At 58.0% G+C, this 15,351-nt stretch carries 17 protein-coding genes, 1 tRNA gene and 2 pseudogenes; 4 read left to right on the top strand and 16 right to left on the bottom strand.

Annotation, left to right across the window (positions count from 1 at the left end; genetic code table 11):
• Nucleotides 1–10: 10 nt before the first annotated feature.
• The 13 genes from BMZ66_RS16785 to rpmG form a co-directional block, all read right to left on the bottom strand.
• Entirely contained in the window at nucleotides 11–793 is a 783-nt protein-coding gene (locus tag BMZ66_RS16785; RefSeq protein ID WP_092676308.1) for an Imm50 family immunity protein, read from the bottom strand.
• Nucleotides 794–854: 61 nt separating this feature from the next.
• A complete protein-coding gene (gene carA / locus BMZ66_RS16780; RefSeq protein ID WP_092676305.1) occupies nucleotides 855–1,940 on the bottom strand; it encodes a glutamine-hydrolyzing carbamoyl-phosphate synthase small subunit in 1,086 nt (361 codons plus the stop codon).
• 181 nt (nucleotides 1,941–2,121) lie between these two features.
• Nucleotides 2,122–3,372, bottom strand: coding sequence for a 5-(carboxyamino)imidazole ribonucleotide synthase (locus BMZ66_RS16775; RefSeq protein WP_214607018.1), 1,251 nt, complete (start codon nucleotides 3,370–3,372; stop codon nucleotides 2,122–2,124).
• Nucleotides 3,369–3,902 carry a 5-(carboxyamino)imidazole ribonucleotide mutase gene (gene purE / locus BMZ66_RS16770; protein WP_092677098.1) on the bottom strand — a complete coding sequence of 178 codons (534 nt, stop codon included), beginning with the start codon at nucleotides 3,900–3,902 and terminating at the stop codon, nucleotides 3,369–3,371. The genes BMZ66_RS16775 and purE overlap by 4 nt, the downstream gene beginning before the upstream one ends.
• A 147-nt stretch (nucleotides 3,903–4,049) precedes the next feature.
• Complete coding sequence (locus BMZ66_RS16765; RefSeq protein WP_092676301.1) at nucleotides 4,050–5,354, bottom strand: dihydroorotase; 1,305 nt, start codon at nucleotides 5,352–5,354, stop codon at nucleotides 4,050–4,052.
• 96 nt (nucleotides 5,355–5,450) lie between these two features.
• Nucleotides 5,451–6,431 (bottom strand): aspartate carbamoyltransferase catalytic subunit, encoded by a 981-nt coding sequence (locus tag BMZ66_RS16760; protein WP_092676298.1) that lies wholly within the window; start codon nucleotides 6,429–6,431, stop codon nucleotides 5,451–5,453.
• Between the two features lie 62 nt (nucleotides 6,432–6,493).
• Nucleotides 6,494–6,739 carry a hypothetical protein gene (locus tag BMZ66_RS25200; protein ID WP_143080254.1) on the bottom strand — a complete coding sequence of 82 codons (246 nt, stop codon included), beginning with the start codon at nucleotides 6,737–6,739 and terminating at the stop codon, nucleotides 6,494–6,496.
• Nucleotides 6,740–7,494: 755 nt separating this feature from the next.
• A tRNA-Asn gene (locus BMZ66_RS16750) sits at nucleotides 7,495–7,568 on the bottom strand.
• Nucleotides 7,569–7,678: 110 nt separating this feature from the next.
• Nucleotides 7,679–8,086 (bottom strand): hypothetical protein, encoded by a 408-nt coding sequence (locus BMZ66_RS16745; RefSeq protein WP_092676292.1) that lies wholly within the window; start codon nucleotides 8,084–8,086, stop codon nucleotides 7,679–7,681.
• Between the two features lie 82 nt (nucleotides 8,087–8,168).
• A complete protein-coding gene (locus tag BMZ66_RS16740; RefSeq protein ID WP_092676289.1) occupies nucleotides 8,169–9,017 on the bottom strand; it encodes a 3-hydroxyacyl-CoA dehydrogenase NAD-binding domain-containing protein in 849 nt (282 codons plus the stop codon).
• 80 nt (nucleotides 9,018–9,097) lie between these two features.
• Complete coding sequence (gene ftsY / locus BMZ66_RS16735; RefSeq protein WP_092676287.1) at nucleotides 9,098–10,069, bottom strand: signal recognition particle-docking protein FtsY; 972 nt, start codon at nucleotides 10,067–10,069, stop codon at nucleotides 9,098–9,100.
• A gap of 170 nt (nucleotides 10,070–10,239) precedes the next feature.
• Nucleotides 10,240–10,404 carry a DUF4295 domain-containing protein gene (locus tag BMZ66_RS16730; protein WP_092676284.1) on the bottom strand — a complete coding sequence of 55 codons (165 nt, stop codon included), beginning with the start codon at nucleotides 10,402–10,404 and terminating at the stop codon, nucleotides 10,240–10,242.
• Nucleotides 10,405–10,412: 8 nt separating this feature from the next.
• A complete protein-coding gene (gene rpmG, locus BMZ66_RS16725) occupies nucleotides 10,413–10,595 on the bottom strand; it encodes a 50S ribosomal protein L33 (protein ID WP_046245291.1) in 183 nt (60 codons plus the stop codon).
• 202 nt (nucleotides 10,596–10,797) lie between these two features.
• Here rpmG and BMZ66_RS16720 point away from each other — a divergent pair.
• Both BMZ66_RS16720 and BMZ66_RS16715 read left to right on the top strand, forming a co-directional pair.
• Nucleotides 10,798–11,752: pseudogene (locus BMZ66_RS16720) on the top strand (DDE-type integrase/transposase/recombinase).
• Nucleotides 11,753–11,764: 12 nt separating this feature from the next.
• The gene (locus tag BMZ66_RS16715) at nucleotides 11,765–12,442 is read left to right on the top strand and encodes a hypothetical protein (RefSeq protein WP_092676281.1); all 678 of its coding nucleotides are present in this window, start codon (nucleotides 11,765–11,767) and stop codon (nucleotides 12,440–12,442) included.
• Here BMZ66_RS16715 and BMZ66_RS16710 read toward each other — a convergent pair.
• Nucleotides 12,415–12,897 carry a transposase gene (locus BMZ66_RS16710; protein ID WP_234795134.1) on the bottom strand — a complete coding sequence of 161 codons (483 nt, stop codon included), beginning with the start codon at nucleotides 12,895–12,897 and terminating at the stop codon, nucleotides 12,415–12,417. The genes BMZ66_RS16715 and BMZ66_RS16710 overlap by 28 nt on opposite strands.
• Nucleotides 12,819–13,127 carry a transposase gene (locus BMZ66_RS26455; protein ID WP_369407604.1) on the bottom strand — a complete coding sequence of 103 codons (309 nt, stop codon included), beginning with the start codon at nucleotides 13,125–13,127 and terminating at the stop codon, nucleotides 12,819–12,821. The genes BMZ66_RS16710 and BMZ66_RS26455 overlap by 79 nt, the downstream gene beginning before the upstream one ends.
• Nucleotides 13,128–13,236: 109 nt before the next feature.
• On the opposite strand from BMZ66_RS26455, the pseudogene BMZ66_RS26450 reads away from it, so the two are divergent.
• Both BMZ66_RS26450 and BMZ66_RS16700 read left to right on the top strand, forming a co-directional pair.
• A pseudogene (locus BMZ66_RS26450) lies at nucleotides 13,237–13,338 on the top strand (hypothetical protein); the annotation flags it as partial.
• Between the two features lie 18 nt (nucleotides 13,339–13,356).
• Nucleotides 13,357–13,728 carry an integrase core domain-containing protein gene (locus BMZ66_RS16700; protein WP_092676272.1) on the top strand — a complete coding sequence of 124 codons (372 nt, stop codon included), beginning with the start codon at nucleotides 13,357–13,359 and terminating at the stop codon, nucleotides 13,726–13,728.
• 451 nt (nucleotides 13,729–14,179) lie between these two features.
• Here BMZ66_RS16700 and BMZ66_RS16695 read toward each other — a convergent pair whose 3' ends face one another.
• Nucleotides 14,180–14,965: an NUDIX hydrolase gene (locus tag BMZ66_RS16695; protein ID WP_092676269.1), complete on the bottom strand. Its 786-nt coding sequence runs from the start codon at nucleotides 14,963–14,965 to the stop codon at nucleotides 14,180–14,182.
• Nucleotides 14,966–15,351: the final 386 nt, after the last annotated feature.

The following is a 15,351-nucleotide window of genomic DNA, read 5'->3' as shown; positions in this document are numbered from 1 at the left end:
TTGGGAAGTATTAACTGCGCTTCTGTCCGTAAGACATCACGCCAATCATATTGAATTTCATGGCCTTTGTGAATGACGTATTGCAGAGGTATACATCCGTAGTTCTCATCAGCGTGCTGACCTTCTTAAGCGCTTCCTCCAATGTTGATAGGTGTGAATCATGACGACCAATCACTACATACACTTCTGGTTCGTCGAACAACGAGTGAGCGTAACTTGCCACCTTATCAGTTTGGTATTCATTGGCCTGCTCGTGGTCAAGGCCGATATAAATCATTTCTGACCAGTCGAAATTCCGTAGACGATGCTCACTCGAAATGAATATATTTTTCGCGTCCATTGGCTCGTTCGGATCTATGTGTTTGAGTGGTTCATCTTGAATTGGAGTAGTTGGTGTTAACCTCAGGATGCAAATTTCTTCAGCAACTATAGCAACTTCCAGTCCTACACTAGAATCGAATAGGCATTTGATGTTGTTGCCAACTGCTTCAAATTCTAAACCGAAAAGGACGTTTTGGAAACTGAAAAACTTAAAATCTATCTCTTCTATCCCAATAAATTGAAATTCGACGTCGCAGTGTTTAATTAACTTGTAGTAACCTCTCTCATCAACTTCGCTTGTCATTTCGAAAGCGGCAATTACAAAGGTGACAGAGTAACGCCCAGTTGGATGGGTTTCAAAAGTTGCTTTCGTGATTTCGGCGTCATGGAAATCCGGCCAATAACCGAAGTGTTGAATAACCTCTTCAGAATTGATTATTTGGCTGATTATAGAGGCTTCACTTTCGGCCATTACTTTTTATTTTATGCAGACGACGCGGGCAAGATGCTTCGCTCCGCATGACGTTCTTTTATCATTGCTGATTGGCAGTTTTATACTCCGCCACCGCCGTCAAAAAATCATCAAACAGATACTCCGTGTCCTGCGGGCCGCCGGCGGCTTCGGGGTGAAACTGGGTGGAGAAAAACGGCTTGGTTTTGTGTTTGATGCCTTCGCAGGTGCCGTCGTTCAGGTTCTCAAACAGCATGTCCCACTCCTCAGGCAGCGTATCGGTATCCACCGCGAAGCCGTGGTTCTGGCTGGTGATGTAGCAGCGCTGGGTGCCGGTGAGCTTGACGGGCTGGTTGTGGCTGCGGTGGCCGTATTTGAGCTTGAACGTGTCACCGCCGGCGGCCAGGCCCATGAGCTGGGAGCCCAGGCAGATGCCGAAGATGGGCTTGTCCTGCTGCAGGGCGGCTCGGAGGTGGCCGATGGTGGCCTCGCACATCTTGGGGTCGCCAGGGCCATTGCTCAGGAACAGGCCGTCGTAGTTGATTTGGGTGAAATCGTAGTTCCAGGGCACGCGGATTAGCTCCACGTCGCGCTCGAGGAAGCAGCGGATGATGTTGGTTTTGGTGCCGCAGTCCACCAGTACGATTTTGTGCTGGCCGGTGCCGTAGTGCTGCACGCCCGGTTGGCTGACCTGCGCTACTAAATTATCCAGGTTGGGGTCGTGGAAAGGCACGTCGTCGGCGGCCACGATTTTGCCCAGCATGGCGCCTTTCTCGCGCAGCTTCTTGGTGAGCAGGCGGGTGTCGACGTTGAAAATGCCGGGGATGTTGTACTCCTTCAGCCAGTCGCCAAGGCTTTTGGCGGCGTTCCAGTGGCTGTGCTCCTCAGAGTAGTAGTTCACCACCAGCCCGGCAATGTGCACCTTGTCGGACTCAAAAATTTTCGAAATCGACTCGTAGAGCTCCTCGCCGGGCACGCCGTAGTTGCCCACCATGGGGGTGGTGAGCACCAGAATCTGGCCGGCGAAGGACGGGTCGGTCAGGTTTTCGGGGTAGCCGGTCATGGCCGTGCTGAACACGACTTCGCCCGCGACCGAAGTATAGGCCCCGAAGGAAGTGCCCTCGATTTCGGTGCCGTCTTCGAGGATGAGTTTTACTGTTTGGGTCATGTTCTGTTGGTTCGACTAGAAATGATGAACCTATTTAGGAAGTAGGCAGAACGTCATGCGGAGTTTGTTGAAGCATCTCTACCGCTTCATTGCAGCCGGTTGAATTACTTGCGCGGTAGAGATGCTTCGACAAGCTCCGCATGACCGTTTAATGTGACTTTTTGCTAACACAAACGGTTTGTTATATATCGTCCAGTCCCGGCAAGCCGAGCAGGCCAGCGGCGCGCCGCGCCACAGTTTTGACATTTTCGACATCTGGACCAGTGATGGTCAGATGGCCCATCTTGCGGCCTGCGCGCGCCTGCAGCTTGCCGTACAGGTGCAGGTGCATTCCCGGCAGGCTCAGCACGGGGGACCAGTCCGGCTCACGCCGTTGACCGCTGGCATCAAACCACACATCGCCCAGCAGGTTGAGCATAATGGCCGGGGAATGCTGGCGCGGCTGCGGCAAGGGCAAGCCCGCCATGGCGTGGACCTGCAGGTCAAACTGCGACGCGTCGCAGGCGTCCAGGGTGTAGTGGCCGCTGTTGTGCGGGCGCGGGGCCATTTCGTTGACCACCAGACCGCCGTGCTCGCTGCCATCGTCCACCACAAAAAACTCGACGCACAGCACCCCAACGTAGCCAAGATGATGCGCGATGGAAACGGCTGCCTCGCGGGCCCTGGTTGCCAGGGCGGGCGGCATATTGCCTTCGTAAGCGTGGGTAACGGCCAAAATACCATCGACGTGCACGTTGCGCTGCGGCGCGAAGCTGACGACCTGCCCATCCCAGCCGCGCGCCACCAGCACCGAACACTCGGCGGTTAGCGGCAGCATCTTCTCCATCACGCAGGCAACGCCGCCCAGCTCCGCCCAGGCGGCGGCCAGCTCATCGGCGGTCCCGACGCGTACCTGACCCTTGCCATCGTAACCCAGGCGCGCGGTTTTCAGAATACCAGGCAGCAAATCTGCCCTCTCATCCTGGACGGCCTGCAGCTGAGCCGGCGTTTCAATCACCGCATAGGGCGCACAAGTCACGCCCGACACGTCGGCGCAAGCCATGAAGTGAGCTTTTTCCTCGATGCGGTTTTGAGCAATTCCTACCACCGCCGCACTAGGCGCCACGGGTCGGGTCAGCGCCAGCGTTTGCAGGGCTTGGGCGGGCACGTTTTCAAACTCGGTGGTGATGGCCTGGCATAACTGGGCCAGTTGCGCCAGCCCGGCCGGGTCGTCGTAGTCGGTCTGGATGTGGTGGTGGCTCACTAGCCCCGCCGGGCTTTGCGGGTCGGGCTCCAGCACGGCCGTGAAGTAACCCAGGCGCTGGGCGGCATGCACAAACATCCGGCCCAGCTGGCCGCCGCCCATCACCCCCAGGGTGGCCCGCTGGCCCGCGGCGTCCTCACTGCCCGGGAAAACCGGGGTCATGGCTGTATCGTGCATACTGTCGTTCATACCGGCAAGGTCATGGCGCGAGCGGCTTCGGTTTGTTCAGCGCGAAACGCTTGCAGCTTGGTCGCGAGGTCAGAGTCGTGCAGGGCCAGCATGCTCACCGCGAACAGCGCTGCGTTGGCTGCCCCGGCGTTGCCAATGGCAAAAGTGGCCACGGGCACCCCTTTGGGCATTTGCACGATGCTGTGCAGCGAATCCACCCCCTGCAAATGGCGACTGGCCACCGGCACCCCCAGCACGGGCACCGTGGTTTTGGCGGCCATCATGCCCGGCAGGTGAGCGGCCCCACCCGCACCGGCAATAATGGCCTGCAAACCGCGCGGGCCGGCCTGTTCGGCGTAGGCAAACAAGTCATCGGGCATGCGGTGGGCCGACACCACGCGTGCTTCGTGGGCCACGCCAAAATGCGCAAGCATCTGCACGGCATGCTGCATGGTGTCCCAGTCGCTGCTGGAGCCCATGACCACGCCGACTCGGGGCTTGGTCGGAGCGGCGCTGGCGCTAGGGGTGTCGGAGGGGTGAAGGGTACTCATGGTAAAGTAAGCTTTATAGAACGTCATGCAGAGCGCAGCAAAGCATCTCGTGTGCATTCACTAACTCAATCGATTGGATTACTCAAGGCATGCGAGATGATTGGCTTCGCCGACCTTCGGTTCGCTGCGCTCTGCATGACCACCTTTTTATTTTTTGGACAGCTCAACGAACGGTTCGCGCTCAAGCAGAACTTCCGTACCTAAAACGACTAGGTCTACCCGGCCTTTCAGCGTCTGGTCGATGAAGGGCGTGTTGTGGGATTTGGATTTCATGAATTCCCGCGTGAAGGTGGTTTCCGCTTCGGTATCGAACAAAAGGCAATCGGCTTGTTGGCCGACTTCGATGGCGGCTACCGGCAGGCCCATCAGGCGGCGCGGCTCCGCCGAATAGCGCTTCACCACCAGGTTCCACCCGAATTTCCCCGGCTCGACGAAGTGGTGATAGAGCGACACCAGGGCAGTATCCAGGCCGGTGATGCCATTGGGTGCGCTGATGAAATCTTGTGCTTTTTCGAACGGCGTGTGCGGCGCATGGTCGGTGGCAATGAGGTCGAATACGCCCTCGATGAGTCCCTCAAGCAGCGCATCACAATCGGCCTGCGTCCGCAGCGGTGGGTTCATCTTATAGTTCGTGTCGTAGTCCCCGATGTGCTCGTCGGTGAACATCAGGTGGTGCGGGGTCACTTCCGCCGTAACCTTCACATCGCCGCGGGACTTCCACCAGCGGATGGTTTCCATGCCGAGCTTACTGGACACGTGCTGGATGTGAACGTGCGCGCCCGCTGCGTGGGCCAACCGGATGTCGCGGTCGATGATGATTTCCTCCGCGCACGCCGGCGAGCCCTTGATGCCGAGCCGATAACTCATTACCCCTTCGTTCAGGGCGCGTGGCCCGGCCAGCTCCGGCACCTCGCAGTGGCTGGCGAAAAACATCCCAAACTCGGTGGCGTACTGCATCGCCCGCAGCAGCACCGCCGGGTCGGCAGTGGTGTCCCCGTCGTCGGTGAGCATTTTTACCCCAAGCTCGCGCATGCCCTCGATTTCCGCCAATTCCTTGCCCTCGCGGTTCTTGGTGACGCAGCCGGAGGTGTACACCGGAATGCGGGACCGGTGCTTGGCATTTTCCAGCACGGTGTCTATCGCGGTTGCCGAGTCGAGGGCCGGGCGGGTATTCGGCATCATGACCACGCCGGTAATGCCGCCGTTGATGGCCGCTTCGCTCCCCGTGGTGATGGTTTCCTTGTTCTCAAATCCGGGGGCGCGGAAATGGACGTGGGCGTCAAACATGGCCGGCATCAGAATGCGACCACGCGCGTCGATAACCCGGGCGCCCTCGGGAATGGCTAGGTTGTGACCGATGTACTGAATTTTTCCTTCGACAATCAGGACATCGCTCTCGACAAGCACGGGTGAATTTTCGGAGGCGATGCGGGCGTTTTGAAGGAGGAGCATGGATGGAGGAGTGCTGTAAACCGGCAAGAGGTATGGGGCTATTCTGGCTGTTGAAAATGAGAATACACGGGCGGAACCAGCCGCCGCGTGCGGCGTTTAGGGCATTATCACCGTGGAGCTGGCTCGCTGCTGTGCAGCATACGATTCCTGCCGCGGAAATTCTCCGCCCGGAGTGAGCCAGTCGAGCACGGCCATTCGAACAGAAATCCCGTTTTCGACCTGGTTGGTGATAAGGCTGCGCTCGTAGTCCATGACAGCGTCGCACAGCTCGACCCCCCGGTTCACGGGGCCGGGATGCATGATGTAGAGGCCGCGGTCGCTGATTTCCGCCAGCCGGGCGTTGGTGATGCCGTAGACCCGGTGGTATTCCCGGACGTTGGGGAAAAACTGCACGTCCTGGCGCTCCATCTGCACGCGGAGCAGGTACACCACATCGGGCGCCCAGGCCATGGCCGCCTCGTAGTCGGTGAAGCGGCGGATGCTTACCGGGATATACTTGGGCACCAGCGAGCCCGGGCCGAGGTAAGCGACTTCTACGCCTAGCTTTTGCAGCAGGGTACTGGTGGAGCGCGCGACGCGGGAGTGAAGGATATCGCCGATGATGAGGACTTTTTTGCCCCTCGGGTCGGGAAATTTTTCCTTGATGGTGAAGGCGTCCAGCAGGGCCTGCGTGGGGTGCTCGTGCGCCCCGTCGCCGGCGTTAATGACCGACGCCGTGGTTTGGCGGGCAATCATGCCGGGCAGGCCGGGGTGACTGTGGCGGACGACGATGTAGTCGGTGCGCATGGCCTGGAGCGTCTCGATTGTCTCGCGCACCGACTCACCCTTGGTGATGGAGGAGTGGGCGACGTCAAAATTCGTGACCTCCGCCGAGAGGCGTTTGGCGGCGACCTCGAAGGAGGAGTGCGTCCGGGTGCTGGCCTCATAGAACAGCATGAGCACGGACTTGCCCTCGAGGGCGGGAATTTTTTTCACCGAGCGGGTGAACAGTTTCTTAAAGGACGTGGATTGGTCGAGCAGAAACTCGATTTCCTCACGGTGAAGGGATGCGATGTCGAGCAGGTCTTTACGTGCCATACCGGAGTTGAGGAAAAGTGAGGTTTTCTAGCTAAAACGAATGGAGGAAATTTTATCTGTCACTACCCATGATGGACCCAAGGGCTGCCGGTGTAGGCCGAGCCGCTGGCGGCAAATGACGAACTCAATGGACATAAAAAAACCGTTTCGAAATCCGAAACGGTAGCGGGGCAACACCCAAAAAAAACAACGGAAATACCAGAGGCAAAATCGGAAAAACCGATGGTGGCGAAGACCTTCCGGTCCACTCGCGGCTCCTTGCTGAGCAAGGTTCCGCGCTTCATCAACAAGGTTTTTGGTTGAAGCATGATGCAAAAATACGGCATTGTCAAGCCCGGCTATTCATCAGCAATGTTGATTTTTTTTCGCACCGCTTTTTTCAAATTTTATTTTCGACCTAACGGGCTAAACCACGCACATTTTATCGTGCTTTTCGCCATCAAAAAAAATTGTGGCGCCCGTAACCAATTGCTTTGCAAGCACAATCCACCCTAACTTTGGCTCTTTATTCCGCCCTCCTCAGTTGGCGGGCTGCCGCTCTCCGGCAGCAAGCAGCCCATGAAGTACTTGATATTTCATGGGCTGCTTTGTTTTCGGCCGGCACAATCAGTGAGGTGGTTTAGCTAAGCCGAACAGGGTTGTGACGTGTTTTGCCGATGGGTTTCGCAGGGAGTGGGGCATGGTAGCCAAGGGACGAAGGGCGGTGTGGGGCGTTGAGCGGCGGCTGCTTTCCAGCCGAGCCGCGGCCAGCCCAGGAACGTGGCCGCCGCTCGCCCTTGTAGGCCTCGTCTTGTTGACGCCCTTGGTCGGGCCACGTCCCGCTAGAGTTGCTTGTTACAACAGAAGCAATAGACGTCCTTCTTCTGTCCATCATCCCTAGACCACCTAATAAAGAACTTGTTAGCGCTGCTGCAGTGGCTCAGCGGGGAAGAGGCACTCGTTAAAGCAACGCGTGAAACTGCTTTTATTAGCCCCGTTAGAAATACCACATAGCCCGCACTGGGGGCAAAACCGGGGCAATAAATAAAAAAGGCCACTCACGATATCGTGAGTGGCCTTTTAGCGCTCCCTCCTGGGCTCGAACCAGGGACCCTCTGATTAACAGTCAGATGCTCTAACCGGCTGAGCTAAGGAAGCAATTTCTTGCCCGAAACCCGGTTGTTGTTGTTTCGGACTGCAAACTTACGACCTCTTCTAAAAAAGCACAAGCGCAAAACACTTTTTTTTCTAAAAACTTGCTCCGATACTCAGTTGGTGATGCTGAGCAAAGTGCCTTGCAGGCTCGTGCTGTACTGTTTCAGAGGCCTTTGAGTGGGACCACCCGTAATTTGGCCGCGCAAATCAAATTGCGAATTGCAGCAAGAATCCCGCATAAATAACCGGGAGTTGCGGTCCAGGCTCACCAATGCACAAGCCTCATAGGGCTGGTAAGGGCAGTTGCGCTCGAAAGCCAGAAAGGTATTAGCGCTTTGCCGAACTACGATTACTCCCTTAACGCCGCCATCGCCCGCAGGTCCTCGCACTGGCAGCGTCACGGCCCCGTTGTCTACGCGGAGGGTAGCATACTGCTGATTGGTGATATTGATGCTGAGGTTGACCGGGGCGTAGGGTATCAGTGGCTGGTCGTTGTTCTTGTCGCCGCAAGCGGGCAGCATAAACGCTGACGCTAAGGCAATGCAGAACAAAAACGGGCTTATGGCGGCGCGAAGCGAACAACTCTTCATTTCTGATGCACGATTAGTAATTGTAAAAACCACGCCCAGTTTTACGGCCGTGATGTCCGGCATCTACCTTTTGCTGCTGGATGCGGCTGGGCCGGAACTTGGCATCCTGGTGGAAGGAAGCGAACATGGCGCTGGTCACCGAGAAGTTGGTGTCAACGCCAATCAGGTCCATCAACCGAAACGGGCCCATTTTGAATCCGCTGGCTTCCAGCAATTCATCGACTACCTCGAACGAAGCCACGTTTTCCTCTACAATTTTCAGGCTCTCGACGTAGTAGTGCCGGGCCACGCGGTTCACAATGAAGCCCGGGGCATCGGCGGCCCGCACGGGAGTTTTGCCTAAGCGCCTGGCCAGCGCTTCCACGGCATCGGCTACGGCGGGCGCGGTCGCTACGCCGCTTATCACCTCCACCAGCGGCATCAGGGGCGCGGGGTTGAAGAAGTGCATGCCCACCACCCGCTCCGGGTTCGGCACTGGCGCCGCCAATTGGGTAATGGGCAGCGAAGAAGTATTCGAAGCCAGAATGGTATCGGGACCGTTAAGGGCCGCCAGTTCCCCAAAGAGTTGGTGCTTCACATCGAGCCGTTCCACTACGGCCTCAATAATTAGGTCAGCCTGCACCACGCTCATGTCGGTAGTGGCGGTGAGGCGGGCCAGGGCCGCGTCGCGGGCTTCTGCCGTAAGCCGGTTCTTGTCCACCAGCTTGCCCAGCCCGGCGGCAATAGCCGCATGGGCTTTTTCCAATGCCGCGGGGTTGAGGTCGAATAAAATGGTGGGCAAACCGTGCTGAATACCCAGTTGGGCAATGCCCAGACCCATGGTGCCGGCTCCAACGACGGCAAGCGTTTGAATGTCCTTCATGGCACGAAGGTAAACGGCCCGCACCGCCAAGTACTACTTGGCGGTGCGGGCCGTTGCCTGCTTCTGCTTATTCCGGAAGCTTATTTCTTGAACAGGGAGTTGACGTAGGTGTGCCGGTCAAACAATTGCAGGTCTGTCATCTTCTCCCCCACCCCGATGTAGCGTACCGGAATGCTGAATTGGTCAGAAATGCCAATCACCACGCCGCCGCGGGCTGTACCGTCGAGCTTGGTGATGGCCAGGGCCGTTACCTCAGTGGCTTTGGTAAACTCCTTGGCCTGCAAAAACGCGTTCTGGCCCGTGCTGCCGTCGAGCACCAGCAGTACCTCGTGCGGCGCATCGGGAATCACCTTCTGCATCACGCGCTTGATTTTGCTCAGCTCGTTCATCAGGTTCACTTTGTTGTGCAGGCGGCCCGCGGTGTCGATGATGACCACATCGGCGCCCATTTCCACGCCCTTGCGCACGGCGTCGTAGGCCACGGAGGCCGGGTCGGTGTTCATGCCGTGGCTTACCACGGGCACACCCACCCGTTCGCCCCAAATGATGAGCTGGTCGACGGCAGCGGCGCGGAACGTATCAGCAGCGCCCAGCACTACTTTCTTGCCAGCCGAGTGAAACCGGTGCGCCAGCTTACCAATGGTAGTGGTTTTGCCCACCCCGTTCACCCCCACCACCATGATGACGTAGGGCTGGCCCGAGCTACCGGCGCTGTCGAGCACGGCCGTCGAGCCGGAGTTGTTGTCTTCCAGCAGAGTTGCGATTTCCTCGCGCAGAATGCGGTCCAACTCGCCGGTGCTCACGTACTTGTCGCGGGCCACGCGGGCCTCGATGCGGTCGATGACCTTCACCGTGGTTTCGATGCCCACGTCGGCGTGCACCAGCAGACTCTCCAAATCGTCGAGCACGGACTCGTCCACGGTGTTTTTGCCCACCACGGCCTTGCTCAGCTGTTCAAAGAAATTGGTTTTGGTCTTTTCCAGGCCCGCGTCGAGCGAAGCTTGCTGGGTGGTGCTTTCCTTGTCTTTCTTAAAAAAATCGAAGAGGCCCATTGGGGAAGGGTATGTGGGTAGGAGGGCGTGAGTTTAGGAATTGTTTAGAAAATAGCTGGCGAAACTGCGCCAATGCTACCTCCTACCCTTTTGCCCTCATACCCACGCAAACTAAAAAAGTCCCACGAAGGTGGGACTTTTTAAACTTTTACCAAGCCGAAGCTTGCGGCTTACTTGTTGCCGGTGGCCAAGTACTCCTGCACTTTTTCGAGGAGAACCATTTCCTCGCGGAAGGTGTAAGCGCCGGTCTTCTCCGATTTCACGGCCCGAATCACTTTAGCCCAGTTCTTGGCGTTCTCTGTGGTTTTCAGAGTTGCTACTACTTTCTTAGCCATTGCTCAGGTTATTTAATTTCCTTGTGAACAGTCATTTTCTTGAGGATGGGGTTGAATTTCTTCAACTCGATGCGCTCAGGGGTGTTCTTGCGGTTCTTGGTGGTGATGTAGCGCGAGGTGCCCGGCATCCCCGAGTTTTTATGCTCGGTGCATTCCATGATAACCTGCACCCGGTTTCCTTTCTTGGCCATCTCGACGGGGGTGTGATTTTTAAATTTAGGACTGCAAAGGTACGGGTCTTTTTGGAAACGACAAAGGAAAAGAAACGTCAACTTTCAGTTGGCGAAGCAGAACGCGTCTGAATGGTCGTCTAAACGGCCGCCTGAATGGTCATGCTTGTATAGTCCCAGAGGGTGATGGTGTATTTTCCGGGCTGGGATTTCGCACGAAACTATGGGACAAGTACTCCACGGCAGCGCCCGCACAACGGCGGCGCTACGGCGCGCTATCCAACACAGCCGGGAAAGCTTACAGAGCCTAGCCACGCGCTACAGCATCAATCCGAAAACGGTGGCCAAGTGGCGCAGGCGTCCCGCCGTGTTGGATGCTCGGATGGGACCTACCCCGGTTTCAACGGTGCTCAGCGCCGAGCAGGAGGCCATTGCCGTGGCCTTTCGCCGGCACACGCTCTTGACCCTGGACGATTGCCTGTGTGCGCTGCAGGCCACGATTCCGCACCCGTCGCGCTCGGCCCTGCACCGCTGCTGCCAACGCCACGGCATCCGCCGCCGGCCGCTGAGCGAAGACGGGCAAAGCCCGCCGAAGAAGTAATTCAAGGGCTACCCCATCGGCTACCTGCACGTCGATTTCGCCGAAGTGCGCACCGAAGAAGGCCGCCAGTACCCTCTTCGTCGCCGCCGTTGGCCGCACCAGCAAAGTGGCCTTCGCTGAGTTGAACCCGCGGGCCATGCGCATGGTCGCGGCCGACTTTCTGCGGCGGGTGCTGGACAAGCAGCCCGACAAAGCCCACACGGTACTCACCGACAACGGGGTGCAGTTCACCCTGTAGCCCCACCAGTGGTTTCCGGGCGGGCACAGCTTTGCGCGCATCTGCCGGGCCTTCGGCGTGGAGCACCGCCTGACCAAACCAGCGCACCCGTGGACCACCGGCCAAGCCAAGCGCACGAACCGCACCATCAAAGAGGCCACCGTCCAGCGCTACCACTACCAGACGACCGACGAGCTCAGCGAGCACCTGCAAGCCTTGGTGCGGGCCCACCACCACGCCAAACGATTGCAGACCCTACGCGGGCTGACGCCACACGAATTTGCCTGTGCGCAGTGGCAAAAGAACCCCGCTATACTTACCCGTGACCCGACCCACCTCACGATGGCACTATACAACTAGCTGAGTTCGATTATGACCCCAAAACGCACCCGCCGGCGCTACACGGCCGAGTTCAAAGCTGAGGTGGGCCTGGCCGCGCTCACGGAGCGCCAGCCGCTGGCGAAGTTGGCCGCTCGCTACCAGCTGGCCACGGCCCAAATCACGCGCTGGACGCTACAACTGCGCCAGCAAGCGGCCCAGGTCTTTGCCGAAGCGAGGGCCGCCGCGGCGGTGCCGGACGTGGAGCCCCTGTACGCGGCTATTAGCCGGCTGCAAACGGAAACCGCGCTGCTAAAAAAACGGTGGGCGCATGTCAATAACTCAGCTGCGCGCCCTGGTGGCGCAGGCCGATCCGGGCAGGTCCGTGCAGGAGCGCTGCCAAGTGCTGGGCCCCGCGCTCAGGAGTTTTACTGCCAGCCCGGCGGCGAAAGGGCCGAAAACCTGTTGTTGATGCGCCTGCTCGATGAGGAGTTCACGCAGCAAACTTTCAAGGGCGTGCTCGACCTGCGCGACCACCTGCGCCTGGCCGGGCACGCCGTAAACGAAAAAGCGCGTGCGCCGGCTCGTGCGCCTGATGGGCCACGAGCCGGTCTACCCCCAGCAGCGCCTAAGAAGCTGTTTGAGTTAGCAGAATTTGAGGATTCGGCGAACGTTGGCCCACATTATCCAGGCATTGGCTCGCGTCAAGAGCCGGTCATATTCTTTCGATAAGCGGCGGTTGTCGCTGAGCCAGGCAAGGTGCGTTCCACCAGCCAGCGGTTTTTATGGAGGCAGAAATTTTTCTTTTTCAGCACGATATGCGTCGGTTTTTCAAGCTGCAAGCCGTAGCGCAAGCGCAGGTGCTCGGCGAAGAGCCCGGCAAACGAGCTGTCGCCCATGACGACCTGCACCTGTGCCAACAACGGATGGGCGCCGGCGACCTTGTCCCAAAAGGCGATGGCGGCAGCCGCGTCCGAGACGTGGGCCGGCACGACCCGGCTGGCCAGCACGTTGCCCAGCGTATCAACCAGCCCCAAGCGCTTGCGCCCCTTGACCAGCTTCCCGGCGTCGAAGCCCACCGTGGCCCCGGTGGCCGTAGCCGCATTTTTCACGCTTTGCGTGTCGATAAGGACACAGGTGGACTGTGCTTTTTGGGGGCGTTTTCCCGGCAAGCCATGTTCAGACAAGCGTTTAACGCGTCCAGCACGCCCGCGTCCTGCCAGTTGGCGAAGTACCAGTACACCGTGCCCCACGGGGGGAAATCACCGGGCAAATCGCGCCACAGGCACCCGTTTTTGAGTACGTACAGCACGGCGTTCACGATGCTCAACATGGGCCACTTGCAGCAACGCCTCCAGCCGTTGCCAGTCCCGGGCCGAGAGGTCTGAACTGTACCGTTTACGAGCGGATGGCGCAGCTAACTTTTCCATGACCCGAATTTAACTCAAACAGCTTCTAAGCGTACCCGGGCAGGGCGTCACGCCCTCCCCCTACCTGCTGCGCGAGCGCCCGGCCACAGCCCCAACGAGGTCTGGAGCACCGACATCACCTACGTGCCCGTAGCAAAGGGCTTTCTTTACCTGGCCGCCGTGCTCGACTGGCACGCGCGCTATGTGTTCAGCTGGTAGCTTTCCAACACGCTCGACGTGGGCTTTTGCCTGCAGACGCTGGCCGATGCGTTGCGCATCGCGCCGGCTCAGCACATTTTCAATTCCGACCAGAGCAGCCAGTTTACCAGCCTGGCCTACGAACAAGCCCTGCTGGCCGCCGGCTGCCGCTTCAGCCGCGACGGCCGGGGCCGCGCCACCGACAATGCCTTCATCGAACGCCTCTGGCGCACCGTCAAGTGGAAGCATATTTACCTCAACCCGACCACCGACGGCCATCACGTATTTCTCCAACTTGACGCGTACTCTGCCTATTACAACCACCGCCGACCCCACCAAGGCTTGCGTAGCCAAACGCCCGCGCACGTCTTCACCCAAAGCCCTTCATTCAAACATCAGCATATTACCTAACAAGCCCCGCTAAACTGTCCAGTTTTTGGGGAGTAGTACACTCTTACTTATCGCTACCTATCGCCGGCCTACAAGTTTCAGTTCAGTAGCCGACTTTACCGTCGATAAGCCTTATCCCGTTCGTAAAGAACCGGCGGGAGCGCCGCCGGTAAACCAAGTTGATTTATTTATCGGCCGCCGCTGTGCAGCACCGCGACTTTAGCCTGAGGGCGGGTAGCGCGAGGCCAACTGCCGCTGCCGGGCCGCAGGAAAGTTGGTCCACTGGCTTTGGCGGGCCGTTTGGCAGGCGGGTTTCGGCTAAGTAGGGCGCCAGCAGTCCTTTTGGGTTGAGGGTCCCGTGGTAGTCCTTATCGGTATACTGCCCGCAGGCCGGTCTGGGCCGACAGCGCTTTGCTCGCCGCTGGGGCCCTCGTCTGCGAAACCGGCGGCCTGCTTGTCGACGGCGGCTGGCCTAAAAAATAACGCCGCCGGCTTCCTGCAGCTTACTGGCGTTCTCCAAGTTGAAGTCGTATAAGTAAGGAGAGCGGTGCGGCCCGATTTTTCGGCGTTCGTCCAGTTGCCGGATGACGCCCAAAGCAACCATCTTCTTGCGAAAGTTGCGGCGGTCGAATGGTTTGCCCAGAATAGCCTCGTATAGAGCCTGGATTTCAGAGAGTGTGAATTTCTCCGGGAGCAGATTGTACCCTACTGATTGCTGGTAGAGTTGCGAGCGCAGGGTGAGCAGGGCCTTATCGATTATTTCGTTATGGTCGTACTGCAGCGACGGCACGGCGTTCACGTCTACCCAAGCGTAGTCCACCACTAGGAACTCCGGGGTAACGCTGACCTCGTGGTAGTCAACCAGGGCATAATAGCCCACCGACAAGGTGCGTTTCGAGAGCCAGTGCTCTTCGTCGATGGCCACGTTGGCTTTGGCGTACACCTTGTTGTGGTTGTCCTGAATCTCAATCCGATTCAGGCGCGTGGGACTGTCGCCGAAGGTATAGAACTGCTGCAAGTACAGGTTGGTGAGCTGCGTCTTCTCGCTCAAGATGCGGTGCGCGGCCGCGGTGAGGCCCTCCTGCCGCTCCACGTAGCCACCGGGCAAGCTCCAGTGCTCCTGGTCGTGGTAACGAATCAGCAAAATTTTAAGCTGCTGGTCGTGGTAGCCAAAGATGACGCAGTCAATGGAAAGATGCGGCAGAAAGCGCTGGTGGCCATTATAGATAAAGTCTACAACTTCTTCGGGACTGTTCATAAAAATTTTTATTCTGTAAAGTTTACGCAATAGGGATTTTTGTCTACATTTACCACATACTTCTGGCAAGCGGACACCTGGTCGCGGTGAGGGGGCTGAAAAAGGCATTCCCTAACTACTTGTAAAGATGGCACAAACGCCGGGACGCGGCACAATTGCACCGGTTCCCACAACGCCCGCCACAACTCCGGACGCTAACTCAATTTTTTGTTAAGACACTAATCGAACATTCAGGCAGGCGGAAACAGCAGACAGGTTCCACAATCGTTTCCAGCCGCCGAATTGCCTTGACTTTAATCCCTTTCCCCTCTTGTACTACCGGCCAGTAATTCTGGTTCGGGTGGAGGATTATTGCCCTGTGCACGAAATGATGACTCCATCATTCT

The sequence above is a fragment of the Hymenobacter arizonensis genome (genome assembly GCF_900115775.1).
Classification (GTDB): Bacteria; Bacteroidota; Bacteroidia; order Cytophagales; family Hymenobacteraceae; genus Hymenobacter; species Hymenobacter arizonensis.
Note: the sequence above shows the minus strand (reverse complement) of the source record. Positions and strands in the feature narration are given on the sequence as shown.

Excerpts from the sequence above, each read along its gene's own strand:
- BMZ66_RS16785 (WP_092676308.1), bottom strand. The coding sequence starts at position 793 with ATGGCCGAAAGTGAAGCCTCTATAATCAGCCAAATAATCAATTCTGAA.
- carA (WP_092676305.1), bottom strand. The coding sequence starts at position 1,940 with ATGACCCAAACAGTAAAACTCATCCTCGAAGACGGCACCGAAATCGAG.
- BMZ66_RS16775 (WP_214607018.1), bottom strand. The coding sequence starts at position 3,372 with ATGAACGACAGTATGCACGATACAGCCATGACCCCGGTTTTCCCGGGC.
- purE (WP_092677098.1), bottom strand. The coding sequence starts at position 3,902 with ATGAGTACCCTTCACCCCTCCGACACCCCTAGCGCCAGCGCCGCTCCG.
- BMZ66_RS16765 (WP_092676301.1), bottom strand. The coding sequence starts at position 5,354 with ATGCTCCTCCTTCAAAACGCCCGCATCGCCTCCGAAAATTCACCCGTG.
- BMZ66_RS16760 (WP_092676298.1), bottom strand. The coding sequence starts at position 6,431 with ATGGCACGTAAAGACCTGCTCGACATCGCATCCCTTCACCGTGAGGAA.
- BMZ66_RS25200 (WP_143080254.1), bottom strand. The coding sequence starts at position 6,739 with ATGCTTCAACCAAAAACCTTGTTGATGAAGCGCGGAACCTTGCTCAGC.
- BMZ66_RS16745 (WP_092676292.1), bottom strand. The coding sequence starts at position 8,086 with ATGCTGCCCGCTTGCGGCGACAAGAACAACGACCAGCCACTGATACCC.
- BMZ66_RS16740 (WP_092676289.1), bottom strand. The coding sequence starts at position 9,017 with ATGAAGGACATTCAAACGCTTGCCGTCGTTGGAGCCGGCACCATGGGT.
- ftsY (WP_092676287.1), bottom strand. The coding sequence starts at position 10,069 with ATGGGCCTCTTCGATTTTTTTAAGAAAGACAAGGAAAGCACCACCCAG.
- BMZ66_RS16730 (WP_092676284.1), bottom strand. The coding sequence starts at position 10,404 with ATGGCTAAGAAAGTAGTAGCAACTCTGAAAACCACAGAGAACGCCAAG.
- rpmG (WP_046245291.1), bottom strand. The coding sequence starts at position 10,595 with ATGGCCAAGAAAGGAAACCGGGTGCAGGTTATCATGGAATGCACCGAG.
- BMZ66_RS16715 (WP_092676281.1), top strand. The coding sequence starts at position 11,765 with ATGACCCCAAAACGCACCCGCCGGCGCTACACGGCCGAGTTCAAAGCT.
- BMZ66_RS16695 (WP_092676269.1), bottom strand. The coding sequence starts at position 14,965 with ATGAACAGTCCCGAAGAAGTTGTAGACTTTATCTATAATGGCCACCAG.